The organism is Serratia sp. T13T92 (assembly GCF_047530105.1).
GTDB lineage: Bacteria > Pseudomonadota > Gammaproteobacteria > Enterobacterales > Enterobacteriaceae > Chania > Chania fonticola.
Genome location: NZ_JBLJAK010000004.1, coordinates 241,269 through 257,712 on the forward strand (window position 1 = coordinate 241,269; position 16,444 = coordinate 257,712).

General features: G+C 53.8%; 14 protein-coding genes. 8 read left to right on the forward strand and 6 right to left on the reverse strand.

Annotated features, from left to right (window positions below; genetic code table 11):
* Positions 1-35 precede the first annotated feature (35 nt).
* Both ACMV5I_RS07255 and asnC read right to left on the reverse strand, forming a co-directional pair.
* Positions 36-644: a DUF308 domain-containing protein gene (locus ACMV5I_RS07255; protein ID WP_158645269.1), complete on the reverse strand. Its 609-nt coding sequence runs from the start codon at positions 642-644 to the stop codon at positions 36-38.
* Between the two features lie 372 nt (positions 645-1,016).
* Entirely contained in the window at positions 1,017-1,478 is a 462-nt protein-coding gene (asnC, locus tag ACMV5I_RS07260) for a transcriptional regulator AsnC (protein WP_021181440.1), read from the reverse strand.
* Positions 1,479-1,633: 155 nt separating this feature from the next.
* Here asnC and asnA point away from each other — a divergent pair, with 155 nt between their 5' ends.
* Positions 1,634-2,626, forward strand: a complete 993-nt coding sequence (gene asnA / locus ACMV5I_RS07265) for an aspartate--ammonia ligase (protein ID WP_121608263.1) — start codon at positions 1,634-1,636, stop codon at positions 2,624-2,626.
* Between the two features lie 3 nt (positions 2,627-2,629).
* Here asnA and viaA read toward each other — a convergent pair whose 3' ends face one another.
* Both viaA and ravA read right to left on the reverse strand, forming a co-directional pair.
* Positions 2,630-4,093, reverse strand: a complete 1,464-nt coding sequence (gene viaA / locus ACMV5I_RS07270) for an ATPase RavA stimulator ViaA (protein WP_202672731.1) — start codon at positions 4,091-4,093, stop codon at positions 2,630-2,632.
* A gap of 2 nt (positions 4,094-4,095) precedes the next feature.
* Positions 4,096-5,604, reverse strand: a complete 1,509-nt coding sequence (ravA, locus tag ACMV5I_RS07275) for an ATPase RavA (RefSeq protein ID WP_414824009.1) — start codon at positions 5,602-5,604, stop codon at positions 4,096-4,098.
* 309 nt (positions 5,605-5,913) lie between these two features.
* On the opposite strand from ravA, the gene kup reads away from it, so the two are divergent.
* The 7 genes from kup to rbsR all read left to right on the forward strand — a co-directional run bounded on the left by kup (position 5,914) and on the right by rbsR (position 13,764).
* Positions 5,914-7,782, forward strand: a complete 1,869-nt coding sequence (gene kup, locus ACMV5I_RS07280) for a low affinity potassium transporter Kup (RefSeq protein WP_174333152.1) — start codon at positions 5,914-5,916, stop codon at positions 7,780-7,782.
* 166 nt (positions 7,783-7,948) lie between these two features.
* Positions 7,949-8,368, forward strand: a complete 420-nt coding sequence (gene rbsD, locus ACMV5I_RS07285) for a D-ribose pyranase (RefSeq protein WP_021181445.1) — start codon at positions 7,949-7,951, stop codon at positions 8,366-8,368.
* Positions 8,369-8,375: 7 nt separating this feature from the next.
* Positions 8,376-9,881, forward strand: coding sequence for a ribose ABC transporter ATP-binding protein RbsA (rbsA, locus tag ACMV5I_RS07290; protein WP_021181446.1), 1,506 nt, complete (start codon positions 8,376-8,378; stop codon positions 9,879-9,881).
* 6 nt (positions 9,882-9,887) lie between these two features.
* A complete protein-coding gene (gene rbsC, locus ACMV5I_RS07295) occupies positions 9,888-10,856 on the forward strand; it encodes a ribose ABC transporter permease (RefSeq protein ID WP_121608269.1) in 969 nt (322 codons plus the stop codon).
* Between the two features lie 25 nt (positions 10,857-10,881).
* On the forward strand, positions 10,882-11,769 hold the full coding sequence (rbsB, locus tag ACMV5I_RS07300) for a ribose ABC transporter substrate-binding protein RbsB (RefSeq protein ID WP_024484669.1): 888 nt from the start codon (positions 10,882-10,884) through the stop codon (positions 11,767-11,769).
* Between the two features lie 62 nt (positions 11,770-11,831).
* Positions 11,832-12,758 (forward strand): ribokinase, encoded by a 927-nt coding sequence (gene rbsK, locus ACMV5I_RS07305; RefSeq protein WP_024484668.1) that lies wholly within the window; start codon positions 11,832-11,834, stop codon positions 12,756-12,758.
* A gap of 4 nt (positions 12,759-12,762) precedes the next feature.
* Entirely contained in the window at positions 12,763-13,764 is a 1,002-nt protein-coding gene (gene rbsR / locus ACMV5I_RS07310) for a ribose operon transcriptional repressor RbsR (protein WP_414824011.1), read from the forward strand.
* Here the strand turns inward: rbsR and mdtD are convergent.
* Positions 13,761-15,179: a multidrug transporter subunit MdtD gene (gene mdtD / locus ACMV5I_RS07315; protein ID WP_121608271.1), complete on the reverse strand. Its 1,419-nt coding sequence runs from the start codon at positions 15,177-15,179 to the stop codon at positions 13,761-13,763. The genes rbsR and mdtD overlap by 4 nt on opposite strands.
* 37 nt (positions 15,180-15,216) lie before the next feature.
* Positions 15,217-15,906, reverse strand: coding sequence for a FadR/GntR family transcriptional regulator (locus ACMV5I_RS07320; RefSeq protein ID WP_414824013.1), 690 nt, complete (start codon positions 15,904-15,906; stop codon positions 15,217-15,219).
* Positions 15,907-16,444 lie beyond the last annotated feature (538 nt).

The window sequence follows — 16,444 nt, forward strand, 5'->3', positions numbered from 1 at the left end:
AATTAATATTTTATATATTGAAAAATGTGTCGAGATTAAGCAACGGAGTGTCTATCTTTATGTTGGTTAAAACCATAGTTAAGAATGAACAAAAACCATGAAGTTAATACCATTTCAAGACCGATTAACATTACGGTTAATAGGTATGATGTGTCTTCACCAGCACTCAGCCAGATGAATGCAATAGCAAAATCCAGGATACCGATAAAAATACACCAGTAACGCCCAATCATTTCGCTATTGTTAAACGCGGTAGTCAGGCGACTCATACCCCCTAACAAAAATAGAATACAAATGAGCATTGAAAGAATATTCATTCCGACCATTGGGCTTGATAAAAAGCTAACGCCTAGAAAAATATATATAATGCAAAATAGACACAATGAAATGAAACTCGAAGTGTTTTTTCTGAAAGCCAATGCGCTGACGAAGGAGTATATCCCTGAAATCACAAACAAGCTTCCTAAAAGATAGCTCAAAGCAATACCAGAATAGACAGGAACGAGTAGACATAAAGTACCGCACAGTAAAAGCAGTACGGCTAAAAATAAAACAATTTTTTTATATTTACTCAATGCCCGGAGACTGAGTTTGTTAATGGTATCACTGTCAATATAAACCATCATCTCTCCCTTGCTTGCCACGCCTGCTATCAGTGCATGATCAAAGTGTAGTTTTATAAAGTGAGAGAATAATATTTTAAACGACTCATCAGGTATATAAGAGCAGATAACTACAGATGTCGTATGATTCCTACATATGTAAGACTTGCATTTATAATGATTAACAGATTAGTGATATTGACGTGTATGACCCAATAATTTAACAAATTCCTCACATTCTTCAGGAACACCCTATTGATGCAAACGTGACCTCCGTAGACCCGATTTTCAATCTTTTTGATATGTACTGTCTTTTCCTTTCTGGCAAAGTGATTTTACTCAATCAGGTTTGAGCTGCCTTACACAGCACCACGGGCCTATCATAGAGGCTTGTGGGCTGTGAAAAATCGCTTATTAAGGCGTAATGGTACGCATGATAGGATTCTGCAACGAGATCAGCGTCTCCGTTGACTGGATCTCATCGATGGTCTGGATTTTGTTGATCAGTACCTGTTGCAGCGCATCGATCGAGCGGCACATCACCTTGATAAACACGCTGTAGTGGCCGGTGGTGTAATAGGCTTCCACCACTTCCTCCAGGCTTTCGAGCTTTTTCAGCGCCGAAGGGTAGTCCTTGGCACTCTTCAATATGATGCCGATAAAGCAGCAGACGTCGTAGCCCAGCTGTTTTGGGTTCACATCAACCCGCGTTCCGGTGATGATCCCGGCCTGCTTCATCTTCTCCACCCGCACATGAATGGTGCCGGGGCTGACGGCAAAATTCTTCGCCAGTTCGGCGTAAGGCATACGGGCATTCTCCATTAATGCGTTGAGGATGCCGCGATCGAGATTATCGATCTGATAAATTTCTGCCATTAAATGCCCCTTTAATTGCTGATTGTTGAATTATCACCGCTTAAAAATGACCGATTAAAAGCGAAAAGGCAATATTGATTGATGGATATTGAATTTAGGTGCCATTCTGTTGCTTAATCATTGGCAACTAGACAGATTATTCAAGAGATACGGCAATGAAAAAGCAGTTTATCCAAAAACAACAACAAATCAGCTTCGTAAAATCCTTCTTCTCCCGCCAGTTGGAACAGCAGCTTGGCCTGATTGAAGTGCAGGCCCCGATCCTCAGCCGACTGGGTGACGGTACTCAAGATAACCTTTCTGGCAGCGAAAAAGCCGTTCAGGTGAAAGTCAAAAGCCTGCCGGACTCGACGTTTGAAGTCGTGCACTCGCTGGCTAAATGGAAGCGTAAAACCCTGGGTGAGCACGATTTCAGCGCGGGTGAAGGTGTGTATACCCATATGAAAGCGCTGCGCCCGGATGAAGATCGCCTGACGCCGATCCACTCGGTGTATGTCGATCAGTGGGATTGGGAACGTGTAATGGGAGATGGCGAACGTAGCCCGGCTTACCTGCAAGATACCGTTAAGCGGATCTATGCCTCTATAAAAGAAACGGAAGCCGCGGTGAGCCGTGAATTTGGTCTGGCACCGTTCCTGCCAGAACAGATCCACTTTGTTCACAGCGAAACACTGCTGCAACGTTACCCTGAGCTGGATGCCAAAGGCCGTGAACGTGCGATCGCCAAAGAATTGGGAGCAGTATTCCTGATTGGTATTGGTGGCAAACTGTCACATGGCAAATCCCATGACGTGCGTGCACCGGATTATGATGACTGGACCACGCCAGGTATCGAAGGGCTGAAAGGATTGAACGGTGACATCGTGGTGTGGAACCCGGTGTTGCAGGATGCGTTTGAACTTTCCTCGATGGGCATCCGTGTTGATGCGGCAGCGCTGCAACATCAGCTGACGTTAACCGACGATCTGGATCGCCTGAAGCTGGAATGGCACCAGTCCCTGCTGCGTGGTGAAATGCCTCAGACCATTGGTGGTGGTATTGGTCAATCACGTCTGGTGATGCTGTTGCTGCAACTGTCGCATATTGGGCAGGTACAGTGTGGCGTGTGGGGACCAGAAGTACGCGAGAGCGTTGAAGGGCTGCTGTAACAGCTAGCGACTCCAGCGCCGCAGTAAACGGCTTTTTAACCCGGTATCAAAGCGCCAGATATGATCGAAGATGCGCATGATGCCGGGTTTGCCATAGGCTGACATGGCCACCGCATGAAAGCGTTGCTGGTGGCTGTGCTGCTGTGACTTCACTTTCTTGATCACCTCTTCCGGCAGCCGCTGGGCAATAAAATCGGAAATAATCACCGCATCGGCGTCAAACCAGTCGCTTTCTGCCATTTTGCTGACGGTGGCATTCAGGCAGGCGGCCAAATCCGTCCCGCCACGAAAATGCTGGCCCAAGAAACGCACCGCCTGTTCGATACCGCTGGCGGCCGTCAGTTCATAGTGCACAATCTGGCTGGCAAACAGCATGATGTAGCAGCGGCGGTTGTCTGCCAGTGCGATGCGCAGCAGCGCCAGGCAAAAGGCCTTGGCGCACTGTTCATTAAAGCCGCCCATTGAGCCGGAGGTATCTACGCAGACAATAAACGGCCCGCGTGGCTGCCGGTCCTGCTGCTGATGAGTGACCTGGCGCATCATGATCTGTTCCTGCCAGGCATCCCCTTGCAGGCGATAGGTCAGCAACCGTTTTTCCAGCAGCCGCCGGTAAAATTCAAACTCCAACTCTTCAATGCCCAACGCCGCCAGTTCGGGAGGCAGTAGCCGCAGGATATCGTCACTTTGGTGTATACCGCTGACCTCTTCCGGCTGAATGGCGGGTACCTGCACCATCACCCGGTACGGTTCCGGCTGCGCGTCTTGTTGCTGCACCGCCTTGGCTTCATAGCTGCGGCCCAGTTGCTGCGCCAGCTTTTGTAGCTCTGGCTGTTGTTGCAGGAAGTCTCCGTACTCCACCAGCCGTTGGTAGTCACCGCGTTGTAACTGGCCTTTGCTCATATCCCACAATCGGCCCGCGGCCGTATCGTTCTCTGCCAGCACCGGCTCCAGTGCGCCGCTCAGCGCCAACCGTTCTTGCAGCTCGGCCATCAGTTGTTCACGCTCCTGCTCCAGTAACTTATGGTGCAGCATCGTGGCCTGCAGCGTCAGGCTAATGCGCCAGCGTTGCAGAAACAGGGTCTGGAAACTGCCATCGAGCGGGTGAGTGGTGAGATCGGCTGCGTCCACCATGCTCCGTGCCTGGGTGTAAAACGGCGACGTGCATTGGCGTAGCAGATCGAGCGTATCGTTAAGGTTTTGCGAGAACTGGCCGTGGCTTTCCAACTGGCACTGCTGGTAGCGGTAAAACTCTTGCGCCAGCACCGGCGGCACCACGGCTTGCTGAATGCGATCTTTCAGTTGCATCTTCCATTGAGGCAGATCGCGGTTGATCGCCCGGCGTATCGCCGGGAATTTATTGAAAAATACCGCCAACTGCGGCGTGGCCAACATGCCAATGATCAGCTCTTCGATCAGCTCGCCTTCGGAGATCGACAACAGCATATCGAGCGTTTCGAGGCTCAGCATGGTTACTGGCCGCGCATTTGCTGGGACAGCTGTTTGATCTGCTCGGCCACCTGCAGCAGGCTGGCTTCAATTTTCGCCAACCCGGCGGCAGGGGTGAACAGGCAAGGCTGATGCTGGCTGAATAAACGCCGCTGTTCTGCCTGGCGCTGGCTTAGTGTTTCTATTTCGTCCAGGAATTCTGGTGGTGTTCCCCCAGTCGGCTTACCCGGCATGGCCAGCAGGGAGGGCTGGCGGCTGACGTCTAACACGGTCAGGTGCAGTTGCTCATCGACTTCCAGATCGATCTGCTGGGCAAAACCAATGCCGTTGAGCTTGGCGCGCACGTCACCGCCTTTTTGCAGCCAGTTTTCCAGCATGCTGCTTTCGATACTCAGGTGGTTAACCTGAATGTCGTGCAGCTGTAATGGCTTTTGCAGCAGCAGCGTAAAAGTGGTGCCAGTGAGCGGATGCTCCAGCACGTATTGTGGCTTGCGGCTGAACATGCCGCCTTTTTTCACCAGTTGGATGGCCTGGCGATGACTCTGTTGCTGTTGATGCTGCATCCAACGGGTGTGGATCTGCTGTAGCTGGATCAACAAGGTTTGCTGCTGATAGGCCTGTTCGGTCAGCAACTGATCGATTTGTTGCTGTAACAACTTTAATGATGTCCGATCGTGCCACAGGCAATCCTTCAACAGCATTAAATCCAGCGGCACAATAGTGTCGCGGCCGCTGAAAAAGGCGCAGGCCTGCAGTAAGCGCAGGGATTTCTTCCAACGCCGGTCGGAAACATAAGGCGCCTGTTCCAAGGCGTCTAACCGTTGGCGCAGCAGGAAAATCAGTTCAAAGCAGTTTTCCGGCAGTTTGACCTTATCGATCAGCGGTTGCCACTGGTGGAACTCTTCATCACTGATGCTTAGCGCCTCGGGCACTGGGTTGTCGCTTTCATTCTGGCGGGCCACCAACAGCGAGCGGAAATTCTGCTTATCCTGCACCTTATCAAGCCACAGCCGGATCAGCATACGGTCATACAACGCTTCAAGGCTGCTATCGGCCTCGGGTAATTCATTGGAGGCGGTGACCAGCAGGCGCAGCGGAATGGGCTCTTCACTATTACCATTACGGAAGCGGCGCTCGTTGATCGCGGTCAGCAGAGTATTGAGGATTGCCGGGCCAGCCTTCCAGATCTCATCAAGAAAGACGATCTCGGCTTCGGGCAGATAACCCGCAGTCAGGCGCTGATAGCGGCCTTCATCTTTCAGAGCCTGGATCGACAGTGGGCCAAACACCTCTTCCGGTGTGGAAAAGCGCGTCATCAGGTATTCAAATGAACGAGCGCTGCGGAAGGCAAATTTCAGCCGGCGGGCGATCAGACTCTTGGCGATCCCCGGCGGGCCGAGCAAGAACACACTTTCGCCGCACAAGGCTGCCAGCAAGCACAGCCTGATAGCCTCTTGCCGTTCATAAAGACCGCTCTCCAGCGCACTGCTGAGGCGGGAGATCCGTTCTGCCAGAAGTGTTGATGACGCCATAAAATAGTTCGCGTTGTCCGGAGGTTAGAGCCTGCCACCCAGGCCGACAGCCAATCTTGCTAGAGAATCCGATGATAAACCATCATTATTTTTAGCCCTATAGCTGGTTGATTAGTAAAATTTTTCTATGCTCAACAAGGGGGCTGATTCACATTTTGTTTATTTTTGGGACCCGATATAAGAGTAGGCAAGTAGTATAAATGATGCATACTGTGCGCCTTTTACCGGGTGTGACGGATCTTAGAGCCCATATCTTAAGCCTGATGCGGATGCGTCGGTTGACGGATGATCTAGCAAAAGAAGCAAACTATGAGCACAGAACATAAACAGTCTTTATCGGCGGTTACCCTGGCGGCTATTGGGGTCGTTTACGGTGATATCGGCACCAGCCCGCTCTATACCTTGCGAGAATGTTTTTCCGGCCATTACGGTTTTGACGTCCGGCCCGATGTGGTGTTTGGCTTCCTTTCCTTAATCTTCTGGATGTTGATCGTCATCGTTTCCCTGAAGTATCTCACCTACGTCATGCGTGCGGATAACGCCGGTGAAGGCGGGATACTGACGTTGATGTCTTTGGCAGGGCGCCATACCTCGGCGCGGACCACGTCTTTTCTGGTGATCCTGGGCCTGATTGGTGGCAGCTTCTTCTATGGCGAGGTGGTGATCACCCCGGCGATCTCGGTGATGTCGGCGATCGAAGGGCTGGAGATTGCCGCCCCGTCGCTGGATCCCTATATCGTCCCGCTCTCCATTCTGGTACTGACCTTACTGTTTGCAATCCAAAAACACGGCACTGGCAGCGTGGGCAAGCTGTTTGCCCCGGTGATGCTGCTGTGGTTTATCGTGTTGGCAGTCCTGGGAGCGCGCAGCATTATCTCCAACCCGGAAGTGTTGCAGGCGCTGAACCCGAAATGGGCCCTCAACTTCTTTATTGAATATAAGAAGGTGTCGTTCTTCGCGCTCGGTGCGGTGGTGCTGTCGATTACCGGTGTGGAAGCGCTGTATGCCGATATGGGCCATTTTGGCAAATTCCCGATCCGCCTGGCCTGGTTCACCGTAGTGCTGCCTTCGCTGGTGCTTAACTACTTTGGCCAAGGGGCATTGCTGCTGAAAAATCCGGAGGCGATCAAGAACCCGTTCTTCCTGTTGGCTCCCGACTGGGCACTGATCCCGCTGCTGATATTGGCCACGCTGGCCACGGTTATTGCCTCGCAGGCGGTCATTTCCGGCGTCTTCTCGTTGACCCGCCAGGCCGTTCGTCTGGGCTATCTGTCACCGATGCGTATCATTCATACCTCGGAAATGGAGTCCGGCCAGATCTATATCCCGGTGATCAACTGGACCCTGTATATCGCCGTGGTGTTGGTGATTGTGGGCTTCGAACACTCCAGCAACCTGGCCGCAGCCTATGGCATCGCGGTGACTGGCACCATGGTATTGACCAGCATCCTGATCACCTCCGTTGCCATCAAGAACTGGCATTGGAATCGCTTCCTGGTGGGAGGCATTCTGGCGATCCTGTTGATTATCGATGTGCCGATGTTCTCGGCTAACGCCCTGAAGTTGTTCTCCGGCGGTTGGTTGCCGCTGACGTTGGCTCTGGTCATGTTCCTGATCATGATCACCTGGAAGAGCGAACGCTTCCGTCTGCTGCGTCGGATGCATGAGCACGGCAACTCCCTTGAAGCGCTGATTGCCTCACTGGAAAAATCACCGCCGGTTCGCGTGCCGGGCACCGCTGTGTTTATGTCGCGTGCGATTAACGTGATCCCGTTTGCCCTGCTGCATAACCTCAAGCACAACAAAGTGCTGCATGAGCGGGTGGTGCTGCTGACCTTGCGTACCGAAGATGCCCCTTATGTGCATAACGTCCGGCGAGTAACGATTGAACAACTGTCGCCGACCTTCTGGCGGGTGGTGGCCAGCTATGGCTGGCGTGAAACGCCGAACGTTGAGGAAGTCTTCCACCGCTGTGGGTTGGAAGGGCTGCCATGCCGGATGATGGAGACGTCGTTCTTTATGTCCCATGAATCGCTGATCCTCACCAAACGGCCGTGGTATCTGTTCCTGCGCGGCAAGCTGTTTATCGCCCTGAGCCGCAATGCGCTGCGGGCTGCCGACCAGTTTGAGATCCCGCCTAACCGGGTCATCGAACTGGGAACCCAGGTCGAAATCTAAATCAGGGGCTCAGCATTTGCTGGGCCCTTCTTTTTTAGCTACGCTTTGTTGAACGTGAGCGAAACGTTTCGATGGCGATCACATTTCCGCTATTACAGGGTTGTCTTCCCCTGCTGTTTTTCTACACTGACTCAATAGCGAAACGTTTCGCTGCTGGAGTTTACTCATGAAAAAAGGCGTACTACTGAATTCTGACGTTTCTGCGGTGGTCTCTCGTCTCGGCCACACCGATCAGATCGCGATTTGTGATGCGGGTTTGCCGATCCCGGCCGTGACGCCGCGTATCGATCTGGCGCTGACCCAAGGGGTGCCGACGTTCTTGCAGGTTGTCGGTGTTGTGACGCAGGAAATGCAGGTAGAGAGCGCCATCTTGGCGGAAGAGATCGTCAAGCATAACCCGTCGCTCCATGAAGCGTTGCTGGCCCAACTGACGCAGCTTGGCCAACACCAGGGCAATACCATCAGCATCAGCTATATCAGCCACAGCGCGTTTAAAGCGCAAACCGAACACAGCCGGGCCGTGATCCGCAGCGGAGAATGTTCGCCCTACGCGAACGTGATCCTGTGCTCCGGCGTAACTTTCTGAGGCGCCTATGCAACCTTTACTGCAACTGAAAGGGATCGATAAGGCCTTTCCCGGCGTGAAGGCGCTTTCTGGGGCCGCCCTGAGCGTTTATCCCGGCAGGGTGATGGCGCTGGTGGGGGAAAACGGTGCCGGCAAGTCCACCATGATGAAAGTGCTGACCGGTATCTACAACAAAGATGCGGGCAGCCAATATTTCCTCGGCAAGGAAGTGGCCTTCAACGGGCCGAAGGATTCGCAGGAAGCGGGGATCGGCATCATCCACCAGGAACTGAACCTGATCCCGCAGCTGACTATTGCCGAGAACATCTTTCTTGGCCGCGAATTCGTTAACCGCTTTGGCCGTATCGACTGGAAACGCATGTATGCCGAAGCGGACAAACTGCTGGCGCGTTTGAACCTGCGTTACAGCAGCCACCGGCTGGTGGGGGAATTGTCGATTGGCGATCAGCAAATGGTGGAAATTGCCAAGGTGCTGAGCTTTGAATCCAAAGTGATCATCATGGATGAGCCGACCGATGCCCTGACCGATACCGAAACCGCCTCGCTGTTTAAAGTGATCAACGAGCTGAAAGCCGAAGGCCGCGGCATTGTTTATATCTCCCACCGGCTGAAAGAGATCTTCGAAATCTGCGACGATGTGACCGTATTCCGTGACGGGCAATTTATTGCCGAGCGGCCGGTTGCCGAACTGAATGAAGATTCGCTGATTGAAATGATGGTGGGCCGCAAGCTGGAAGAGCAGTATCCACGCCTGAACCTGCCGCGTGGTGAAAAACGCCTGCAGGTGAGCCACGTTTCCGGCCCTGGCGTGCATGACGTCAGCTTTACTTTATACCGCGGTGAGATATTGGGTGTGGCTGGCCTGATGGGGGCTGGACGTACCGAACTGATGAAGATCCTGTACGGTGCGGCGCCGCGTAAAAGCGGCACCGTGAACCTGGATGGCCATGAAGTGGTCACTCGTACTCCTCAGGACGGCCTGGCTAACGGTATTGTCTATATCTCCGAAGACCGTAAACGTGATGGTCTGGTGCTGGGGATGTCGGTGAAGGAAAACATGTCGCTGACCGCGCTGCGCTACTTCAGCCGTGCAGGGGGTGGCCTGAAACATGCCGACGAGCAGATCGCCGTCAGCGATTTTATCCGCCTGTTCAATATTAAAACGCCGTCGATGGAGCAACCGATTGGCCTGCTTTCCGGCGGCAATCAGCAAAAAGTGGCGATTGCCCGTGGCTTGATGACCCGGCCAAAGGTGCTGATCCTCGACGAACCGACCCGTGGCGTCGACGTCGGGGCCAAAAAAGAGATCTATCAGTTAATCAACCAGTTCAAGCAGGAAGGGCTGAGCATCATTCTGGTGTCTTCGGAAATGCCGGAGGTGCTGGGCATGAGCGACCGCATCCTGGTGATGCACGAAGGCCACCTCAGCGGCGAATTCCCGATTGAACAGGCCACCCAGGAAGTGCTGATGGCAGCAGCCGTCGGCAAGCAATACGGCGTAAAGCAGGAGTAATCAGATATGAGTTCACAAAGTGTCGCAGCTAAGCGCTGGTTCAGTAAAGAGTGGCTGTTGGAGCAGAAATCGCTGATTGCCCTGCTGGTGCTGATTGCCGTGGTGTCTTCGATGAGCCCGAATTTCTTCACCGTTAATAACCTGTTCAATATTCTGCAGCAAACCTCGGTGAACGCCATCATGGCGGTCGGTATGACGTTGGTGATCCTGACTTCCGGCATCGATTTGTCGGTCGGATCGCTGTTGGCGCTGACCGGGGCGGTAGCCGCTTCGATTGTCGGATTTGAAGTCAATGCGGTAGTGGCTGTGGCAGCTGCGCTGGCGTTGGGGGCTGCCGTAGGGGCCTGCACCGGGATTATCGTTGCCAAAGGCAAGGTTCAGGCATTTATTGCCACCCTGGTGATGATGCTGTTACTGCGCGGCGTGACCATGGTGTACACCAACGGTAGCCCGGTCAATACCGGTTTTACTGACGTTGCCGACACCTTCGGCTGGTTTGGGATTGGCCGCCCGTTGGGCATTCCTACTCCGATCTGGATCATGGCCATCGTGTTTATCGCCGCCTGGTATATGCTGCATCACACCCGTCTTGGCCGCTATATTTATGCGCTGGGCGGCAACGAAGCGGCTACCCGCCTTTCCGGTATCAGCGTCGATAGGGTTAAAATCATCGTTTACTCCCTGTGCGGCCTGCTGGCGGCACTGGCTGGGGTCATTGAAGTGGCGCGCCTGTCCTCTGCGCAACCTACTGCGGGTACCGGCTATGAGCTGGATGCCATCGCCGCGGTGGTGCTGGGTGGAACCAGCCTGGCTGGGGGTAAAGGGCGCATCGTCGGTACCCTGATCGGGGCGCTGATCCTTGGCTTCCTGAACAACGGTTTGAATTTACTGGGTGTTTCTTCCTACTACCAAATGATCGTGAAAGCAGCCGTTATTCTGCTGGCGGTTCTGGTAGACAACAAAAGTAACAAGTAACCTCTCCCCTACAGGAATCACGACCATGAAAATGAAAAAACTGGCAACCTTAGTTTCGGCCATCGCGTTAACCGCCACCCTGAGTGCTAACGCCCTGGCAAAAGACACCATCGCGCTGGTGGTTTCTACGCTCAACAACCCGTTCTTTGTTTCGATGAAAGAGGGGGCGCAGTTGGAAGCCAACAAGCTGGGTTATAACCTGGTGGTACTGGATTCCCAGAACAACCCGGCGAAAGAGTTGGCCAACGTGCAGGATCTGATGGTGCAGAACCCGAAACTGCTGCTGATTAACCCAACCGACTCTGACGCGGTAGGTAACGCCATCAAGATGGCCAACCAGGCCAAGATCCCAGTCATTACGCTCGACCGTATGGCAGCGAAAGGCGAAGTGGTTAGCCATATCGCTTCCGACAACCGCGTGGGCGGTAAAATGGCCGGTGACTTTATTGCCCAGAAAGCCGGTGCTGACGCTAAAGTGATCCAGCTGGAAGGCATTGCCGGGACATCTGCTGCCCGTGAACGTGGTGAAGGTTTCCAACAGTCACTGGAGCAGAACAAGTTTAAACTGCTGGCCAGCCAGCCGGCGGACTTCGATCGTACCAAGGGTCTGAACGTCATGCAGAACCTACTGACCGCGCATCCAGACGTGCAAGCAGTGTTTGCACAGAACGATGAAATGGCTCTGGGCGCGCTGCGTGCATTGCAAACAGCCGGTAAAACAGATGTCATCGTGGTTGGCTTTGACGGCACCGCAGACGGCGTGAAAGCGGTTGAAGGCGGTAAACTGGCTGCCACCGTGGCACAGCGTCCGGATCAGATCGGTGTGATTGGCGTAGAAACGGCTGATAAGATCTTGAAAGGCGAGAAAGTACCGGCGACTATCCCGGTTGATTTGAAACTGGTTACCAAGTAAGTCATCTCCAGCGCCATCGGAACGGGGCGTGACGATGGCGCGCAATTTAAGGGATCCCTGTGATGGAAACAGCAAAGCTGGTGGTTTTGGGCAGCATCAATGCCGACCATATCCTCAATATCAACCAGTTTCCCCAGCCGGGCGAAACGGTGATCGGCCAGCAGTATAAGGTCGCCTTTGGTGGCAAAGGGGCTAACCAGGCGGTGGCTGCCGGGCGCAGCGGTGCGGATATCGCCTTTATTGCCTGCGTAGGCGCAGACGATATTGGTGAACGTATTCGCCAACAGCTGGCAACCGATCGCATTGATACCCAACCGATTGAAGCTATCGCCGACAGCACCACCGGCGTGGCGCTGATTTTCGTCAATGCCGAAGGCGAGAACGTGATTGGTATCGATGCCGGTGCCAACGCGGCGGTCACTCCCGATTATCTCAACCGCTATCGGCAACGGGTGATCGATGCCGATGCGTTATTGATGCAGCTTGAGTCACCGCTGGAAACGGTGATTGCCGCCGCCAAACTGGCCAAGCAGCACCAAACCCAGGTGATCCTCAACCCGGCTCCGGCCTGTGAGCTGCCTGACGAACTGCTAGCCATGATCGACATGATCACTCCGAACGAAACCGAAGCCCAGCGGCTGACCGGTATCGCGGTGAATAATGACGCTGACGCCGAACGTGCCGCCAACATCCTGCATGATAAAGGCATCGGCTGCGTGATTATTACCCTCGGAAGCCGCGGCGTGTGGTTGAGTGAAAACGGCAAGGGCAAACTGGTACCGGGCTTTAAGGTCAAGGCGGTAGATACCATCGCGGCCGGTGATACGTTCAACGGTGCCTTGGTTACTGCTTTGCTCGAAGGCAAAGTGATGAGCGATGCGGTGCGTTTCGCCCATGCGGCGGCGGCCATTGCCGTTACCCGGCCCGGTGCACAGCCTTCTGTGCCATGGCGTGAAGAGATTGACGCCTTCTTGCAGCAACAGGGATAACGCTTTGGCTACCATGAAAGATGTCGCCCGCCTGGCGGGTGTTTCAACCTCGACGGTCTCGCACGTGATCAATAACAATCGCTTTGTCAGCGACAGCGTGCGTGACAAAGTCATGGTGGCCGTGGAACAGCTTAACTATGCCCCTTCCGCACTGGCGCGTAGCCTGAAACTCAATACGACGCGTACCATTGGTATGCTGGTGACCTCCAGTAATAACCCGTTTTATGCCGAAGTGGTGCGCGGCGTGGAACGCAGCTGCTACGAGCGTGGCTACAGCCTGATCCTGTGCAACACAGAGGAAGATGTGGCGCGTATGAATAGCAGCATGGAAACGCTGCTGCAAAAGCGGGTGGATGGCCTGCTGGTGATGTGTACCGAAAACCACCGCCCTTCGCAGGATGCACTGAGCCGCTACCCCTCTTTGCCGATCGTGATGATGGACTGGTCGCCGTTCGAAGGGGCCAACGATATCATTCAGGATAACTCGTTGCTGGGGGGGGAAATGGCTACCGATCATCTGATCGCTCGCGGTTATCGCCAAATCGCCTGTATCGCCGGGCCGCTGGATAAAACCACCGCGCGGCATCGTTTGGAAGGCTATCGCCGCGCCATGAAGCGTGCCGGTCTTGAAATCCTGCCGGGCTATGAGGTGTATTGCGACTTTGAGTTTGAAGGGGGCGTGCATGCCATGAAGCAACTGCTGGCTTTGACCGAGCCTCCTCATGCGGTGTTTGCCGGCAACGATGCCGTCGCCGTCGGCGTTTATCAGGCGCTGTATCAGGCCGGGCTGGTGGTGCCAAAGGATATGGCTGTGATGGGTTACGACGATATCGAACTGGCCAAATATCTGGCCCCACCGCTCAGCACCATTCATCAGCCCAAAGATTCATTGGGGGAGCTGGCGATCGATGCGCTCATCAACCGCCTGCAAAACCCCGAACGTGATGCCCAGATCCTGGTGCTGACGCCAGAGTTGGTGGAGAGAGACTCCGTCGGTTACCGCTAACGGCTCGCCTTCGCTTCTTTGCGTGGTTTCTCTTTGCCGGTGATCAGGTTATTGCCGTCTTTTCTTCTTAACAGCATAAAGACGAAGGCCGAAGCGACGGTCACTATCCCCATGGTAATAAAGGTGTAGTGGAACTGATCGATCATGGTGCCGATCTCCATCGAGCCATAGAAGCGCAACACGGCGGCGCTGATCGCCACGCCAAAGCTGATAGACAACTGCTGCGTTACTGCCAGTACGCTATTGCCGGAACTGGCGTTGCCATCGTTCAGATCTGCCAGGCTGATGGTATTCATGGCGGTAAACTGCGTCGACATCGCCATCCCTAGAACAAACAGCGGCAAAATCATCAGCCACAGCGGCATGCCTGGGCTTTGCAGTGAGAACTGCGCAATCAACACGCCGATAATGATAGTGATACCCACCAACGTCTTACGATAGCCGAACCAGCGCAACACCTGGGTAACGGTAGACTTGGCCATCAGAGAACCCACCGCCGTCGGGGCCATCATGCAACCGGCGACGATCGCCGAATAGCCAAAGGCCACCTGCAGCATCAACGGCATCAGAAAGGGAACGCAGCCGGTCCCCAGCCGCGAGGCCACGTTACCGGCAATGCCGACGGAAAAGGTGCGGGTCTTGAACAAATCCAGCCCAATCAGCGGCTGAGCGTGGCGGCGGGCGTGAATGATATAGCCAAACAGCATCACAAAGCCGCTCAGGAACACCCCCAGAGAAATGTAATTGGCCAGCACCTGCTCGCCAAACAGCTCCAGGCCGGTGGAGATGAGTACCAGGCTAAGGCCAAACAGCATAAAACCGATGAAATCAAACGGCCGCTTTGGCGTGGTGAAGTCTGGCATATATTTACGGGCGTAGACGATGCCGAGCAAGCCTATCGGGATGTTAATCAGGAAGATCCAATGCCAGGTGGCGTAAGTAACCAGCCAGCCGCCAAGCAGTGGCCCCATTATTGGTCCAACCAGGCCAGGCATGGTGACAAAGTTCAGTACCGGCAACAGCTCACTACGCGGATAAGCCCGCAACAGGGCAAGGCGTGCTACCGGCATCATCATCGCGCCGCCAATCCCCTGCAAAATACGTGAGGCGACCAGGAAACTCAGCGTTGGGGACAAGGCACACAATAGCGAGCCAAAGGTAAACAGGGATACGGCGATAATAAACACCCGCCGGGTACCGAAGCGATCGGCCAGCCAGCCACTCACAGGGATTAGCATCGCAACCGTCAGGGTGTAACTGATCACCGCCGACTGCATCGCCAAGGGAGAACGATCGAGGCTGTGTGCTATCGCCGGTAAGGCGGTATTGAGAATAGTGGCATCCAACGCCTGCATAAAGAACGCCATCGCGGCGATCCAAGGCAACCCTGCCATGCTGCGTGCAGATTTTGTCATCGTGATCCCATTTTCCTTCTATATATAGCTGCGGAGTTTACGCATTCCCCTGCAACAATGTTTGGCATGCTATGAGGGCTGCGGTGCTGTCACTGGCGACTATGGCATCCACAATGGCCTGATGGTGTTGCAGCTTAATCACTTCATTACCGGTGATCGCCCGGAAATAGCTTTGATATACCGAGCTGAACAGGTTGGCAAACGAGGTGAGAAACGGATTGGCGCTGGCTTCATAGATCAGCTGATGGTACTGGGTATCGACTTCAATCCAGCGTTCGCGGTCAAAATCCACGTGTAGCGCCTGCATTTCTGCCATCAGCGTGACCAATTGCGCCTTTTGCTCCGGGGTGGCGTTGATGGCTGCCAATGAACAGGCCTGAGGTTCCAGCGACGTGCGTAGGATAAGGAAATGCTGCATGACCTGGTCGAAGTTCTCCCTGGTCATCCACCAGGTCAGCAGATCCTGATCGAGGAAGTTCCATTGGCTTTGCGGCATGACCCTGGTGCCGATGCGGGGGCGCGGTAGCAGCATGCCTTTGGCCGCCAGCATTTTTACCGCTTCACGTACCGCAGTGCGGCTGACGCCAAACTGTTCTGCCAAATCCATCTCGCCTGGCAGGATGCTGCCGGCTTGATATTCACCGGCCAGGATCTGTTGGCCGAGCTTTTCTGCCAGCAGATAAGAAAGATTACGCTGTGCGGCCTGTTGTTGAGCATCGAATTGCATGGCTGCGGTTCCTTTAACTGCATTGTTATCTTTCATTTTACGCCAGGGAGCGCCAGCTTTTACGGCTGTTTTCGGGAAAAAGTGGCAAAAACGACGAACAAGACAGCGTTTTGCCGAAAAAAGCCGCGCTTGAAAAGTTTTTTGAATTTAGGGGTTGCGCCCTTCTGAGAACTCCCTATAATGCGCCTCCACTGACCGGGAACAACGACTCCTCTAACGAGAACCAAGTCACCCAGCCAGGAAGACCAACCCGGTGAAAACACCGAAATAAAGGTTGACTCTTCAGGGGAATCGCGTAGTATACGCCTCCTCGAGTTAGCAAGCGAAAGCGCGTAACTCACTGCTCTTTAACAATTTATCAGACAATCTGTGTGGGCACTCACAAGACGATATCCAGCTACTTCGGTAGCAAAAAAAATATCAAGTCTTGAAGAGTGACCAAGCAGTAATTCATGCGAATGAATTATTACGAAAGTTAATTTTCGAGCATCGCTTCACGAGTTGAAGCAAATCAAGCTTTTAATTGAAGAGTTTGATC

What these genes read in the sequence shown, in the direction of transcription:
- asnC (WP_021181440.1), bottom strand. Translation starts at nt 1,478, where the DNA reads ATGGCAGAAATTTATCAGATCGATAATCTCGATCGCGGCATCCTCAAC.
- asnA (WP_121608263.1), top strand. Translation starts at nt 1,634, where the DNA reads ATGAAAAAGCAGTTTATCCAAAAACAACAACAAATCAGCTTCGTAAAA.
- viaA (WP_202672731.1), bottom strand. Translation starts at nt 4,093, where the DNA reads ATGCTGAGCCTCGAAACGCTCGATATGCTGTTGTCGATCTCCGAAGGC.
- ravA (WP_414824009.1), bottom strand. Translation starts at nt 5,604, where the DNA reads ATGGCGTCATCAACACTTCTGGCAGAACGGATCTCCCGCCTCAGCAGT.
- kup (WP_174333152.1), top strand. Translation starts at nt 5,914, where the DNA reads ATGAGCACAGAACATAAACAGTCTTTATCGGCGGTTACCCTGGCGGCT.
- rbsD (WP_021181445.1), top strand. Translation starts at nt 7,949, where the DNA reads ATGAAAAAAGGCGTACTACTGAATTCTGACGTTTCTGCGGTGGTCTCT.
- rbsA (WP_021181446.1), top strand. Translation starts at nt 8,376, where the DNA reads ATGCAACCTTTACTGCAACTGAAAGGGATCGATAAGGCCTTTCCCGGC.
- rbsC (WP_121608269.1), top strand. Translation starts at nt 9,888, where the DNA reads ATGAGTTCACAAAGTGTCGCAGCTAAGCGCTGGTTCAGTAAAGAGTGG.
- rbsB (WP_024484669.1), top strand. Translation starts at nt 10,882, where the DNA reads ATGAAAATGAAAAAACTGGCAACCTTAGTTTCGGCCATCGCGTTAACC.
- rbsK (WP_024484668.1), top strand. Translation starts at nt 11,832, where the DNA reads ATGGAAACAGCAAAGCTGGTGGTTTTGGGCAGCATCAATGCCGACCAT.
- mdtD (WP_121608271.1), bottom strand. Translation starts at nt 15,179, where the DNA reads ATGACAAAATCTGCACGCAGCATGGCAGGGTTGCCTTGGATCGCCGCG.
- ACMV5I_RS07320 (WP_414824013.1), bottom strand. Translation starts at nt 15,906, where the DNA reads ATGCAATTCGATGCTCAACAACAGGCCGCACAGCGTAATCTTTCTTAT.